The 2905-nt window shown below is 46.7% G+C and carries 4 protein-coding genes; 1 reads left to right on the top strand and 3 read right to left on the bottom strand.

Going from position 1 to position 2905, the window contains the following annotated elements; translation table 11 throughout:
• Positions 1–189 precede the first annotated feature (189 nt).
• Positions 190–1074 (bottom strand): AraC family transcriptional regulator, encoded by an 885-nt coding sequence (locus FH603_RS27870; RefSeq protein WP_186742598.1) that lies wholly within the window; start codon positions 1072–1074, stop codon positions 190–192.
• Between the two features lie 342 nt (positions 1075–1416).
• Between FH603_RS27870 and FH603_RS27875 the strand changes: the two genes are divergently transcribed.
• A complete protein-coding gene (locus FH603_RS27875; protein ID WP_235985656.1) occupies positions 1417–1650 on the top strand; it encodes a hypothetical protein in 234 nt (77 codons plus the stop codon).
• Between the two features lie 87 nt (positions 1651–1737).
• Here FH603_RS27875 and FH603_RS27880 read toward each other — a convergent pair whose 3' ends face one another.
• Entirely contained in the window at positions 1738–2556 is an 819-nt protein-coding gene (locus FH603_RS27880) for an IS630 family transposase (protein ID WP_235985657.1), read from the bottom strand.
• On the bottom strand, positions 2553–2756 hold the full coding sequence (locus FH603_RS27885) for a helix-turn-helix domain-containing protein (RefSeq protein ID WP_186742601.1): 204 nt from the start codon (positions 2754–2756) through the stop codon (positions 2553–2555). The genes FH603_RS27880 and FH603_RS27885 overlap by 4 nt, the downstream gene beginning before the upstream one ends.
• Between the last annotated feature and the right edge of the window lie 149 nt (positions 2757–2905).

Consider the following 2905-nt stretch of genomic DNA (forward strand, 5'->3'; position numbering starts at 1 on the left):
ATCAATTCAAGGATAAACTGTCGTTTATCAAAAGCTGGTGGGAGCAATATGGGGAGGAGTTTTCTGGCTATAGTCCTATGCCCGTTTCTAATACGTTGCAATAAAGTCTATTATCATTTTGTTCGCTACCCTTGACAAGTATATGTGCGGGGTAGCCCGGTGGTGATCAGTAGCTACGTCCGGCTGATGTTATTGGTTGCGAACAATGAGGTTTAGGTATTTCTTTTTGTACTCTAAGGGAGAAACTCCCTGTACTTTTTTGAATTGGCGGTAAAAATTAGATAGATTATTGAAACCGCTTTCGTAGCAGATTACTTCGATGGGCAGCTGGTTATCAGTTAGGGACCGGCAGGCGAAACTAATCCTGACCTCAATCAGAAACTGAAAATAAGTTTTACGCGTCATCATCTTAAAGTACCGGCAAAAAGACGTTACGCTTAAATGGGCAATGGCCGCGATGTCTTCCAGCGTAATCTCACGGGTATAATTGGCCAGGGTATAGTTACAGACGGTGTTTAGCCGAACCGTTTCCTGTTCGTTGGATTGATAAAATCCGTAGGAAGAAGCCAGGGGCTGGATTGAATCCGACTGCGCCAAATGCTTCAGGATGGAAAGCAGAATAATGACCCGGTCCAGCGGAGCCGCCCGCAAAGCTTCGTCCATTAGTTGCCTTACTATAGGTACCAGTTCACCCTGAAGGAGCAGGCCCCGCCGGGCTTTTTCGTACAATTTGGTGATAGGCAGGGCTTCTGACGTATTAAGAAAATCGGCACCCAGCCAGTTAGGGAAGAAGTGAATGACGATGGCTTCAAAACGGGCACTGGGATCATCGCGAAAATACGCTTCGTTGCCCTGCCAGTTGTGGGGTAAGTTCTCGCCCAGCAGGATAATTTCCCCCGCGGAAAAGTTACTGATCGTATCACCAACAAACCGGACTCCCTCTCCCTGTACCACGCAGTGGAGTTCCAGCTGTGGGTGGTAATGCCAGATGGAGGTAAAGGTGCGCGTTACGTCGTGCCGGACCGTAAATGTGTCCTTCGTGGTGCCAGGTACCCGGTGATAATGGGCTTTCATAGATTTCTGATTGAGTAAACCGCCGTTAGACTAACCCCGCAGACATATTTATAAGCTGGTTGCGTCAAAAAAGTAGCAAGCTTTACCATACTACCCTATCCAAACGATTCTGATAAACCTTAGCATGCGATTTACTGGAATTTTATAGTTGTATCAAATAACAGCACGATTCTGCAACGGTAAACTATTAATCTGGTGATTTTCACCGGATACCAGCCAGGACAGAAAAGCCGCATCTAGATACAACTGACGCGGCTTTTTAGGTTGATTGTTTTTTCGGTACAGTCGGTTGGAAAGGGAATAATCGGCTGGCCCGTCGAGGGGCATCTGTGGAATCCGCATATGCGCAATTGGGGCTACCAGACTTACCACTCCGCCGATGCAGTGCTGGAAGCCTACAAAAAGAAATATGCCAAAATCATCGACTATTACCAGAACCGGGCTTTTTCGGCCGCCCTCTACACCCAGACAACCGATGTAGAGGGCGAAGTAAACGGTTCGCTGACGTACGAGCGGGAAGTGATAAAAATTCCCGTCGAAGCGCTGAAGCAGATTCACGCACCGTTATTCAAATAATAATCCTGAATAGGTTCTACGTTTTCGTCAGAATGACTGAAGAGCGAACGACAGAAAAATATCACCTACTTATAGAGAACGACAGAACTAAACAGAATTCGGAATTGGAGATTTCCAGAAAATAATATTCCAGAAGTCCTCAATCCATTTCTTGGCGAAAGAGCAGCCGACCGAGGCTTCGTTGAAGGCATCCTCAATGAGTTGGTTAAGGACCGCCACATTGGCAATCAAATCCACTTCACATAAACGCCTTTTGATGACTTTCCAGAGCCGCTCAATCGGATTGAGGTTAGGGGAGTAGGTGGGTAAATTGACTAAATAAATACCCAACTTGTGGGCTTTTGCCTCAATAGCTGATGTTACATGAGCCGGATGATTGTCCCAAATCAGAATTACGCCCTGATAGGTCAGGTGACTGGACTTGATTTTATCCAGCATCGCTAAAAAGGTTTGCTCGTTGCCGACTTCGATAGGTATCAATAGGCTTTGGCCCCGAATGGCGTAAAAACCAAAGCAGTTCTGCCGGGTTCGATTCGTATTCGTAGCCCGAATACGCCCTTTATGAAACGACCACAGGCGGGCTGCGTTCCCATAGGTTTGGAAAGTAGATTCGTCGGCGAAGCCAATGGCCATTTGGGTTAAGTCTTTGGTTCCCATATCTAACACATCGACAACGGCTTGTAAACGCTGGCTAAGTTGGTCGGCGTGGTCAGGGCGTTGGCGGTGATCGCGGGGCTGTGGTTTGTAGCAATACATACCCATTATGCGGATTAAACGCTGAACCTCTCGTTTGGAATAGGTGACTGAAAAGCGTTCCTGGATCAAGTTTTTAATTCGTCCAGATGTCCAAAAATCCGCTTCATTAATCAGCATCTGTTTCAGGTTCTCGCGCTGTGATTTGGTCAGACGCGGTTTTGGTCCTCCGGCTTGACCCCGTCGGTCTTGTAAGCCGGGTTCTTTTTTTTATTCCAGTCGTCTTGCCAATCATATAATGTGCTAACAGGCAACCCCGTTTGTGCAGCTACGGTTTGAATATCCGAAGTAGCCACCAAGTGAAGAGCTAATGCTTTAAAGTCTTCGCTATGATTTTCCTGAAAGGAGTTCATAAAACGTTCCAGACGGTCGGGTTCACTAATAGTGACACGCAGGGCTTTCTCATAAAAGCCTTTTCACTCTCATGAAGTCGAATAATTCAGTTATTCTGTCGCTAAAGCGGTCCATTTGATGGGTCATGCTGGTGCTCAAACGGTCTAGT

Source organism: Spirosoma utsteinense (assembly GCF_014282275.1).
In the GTDB taxonomy this organism is placed as follows: Bacteria; Bacteroidota; Bacteroidia; order Cytophagales; family Spirosomataceae; genus Spirosoma; species Spirosoma utsteinense.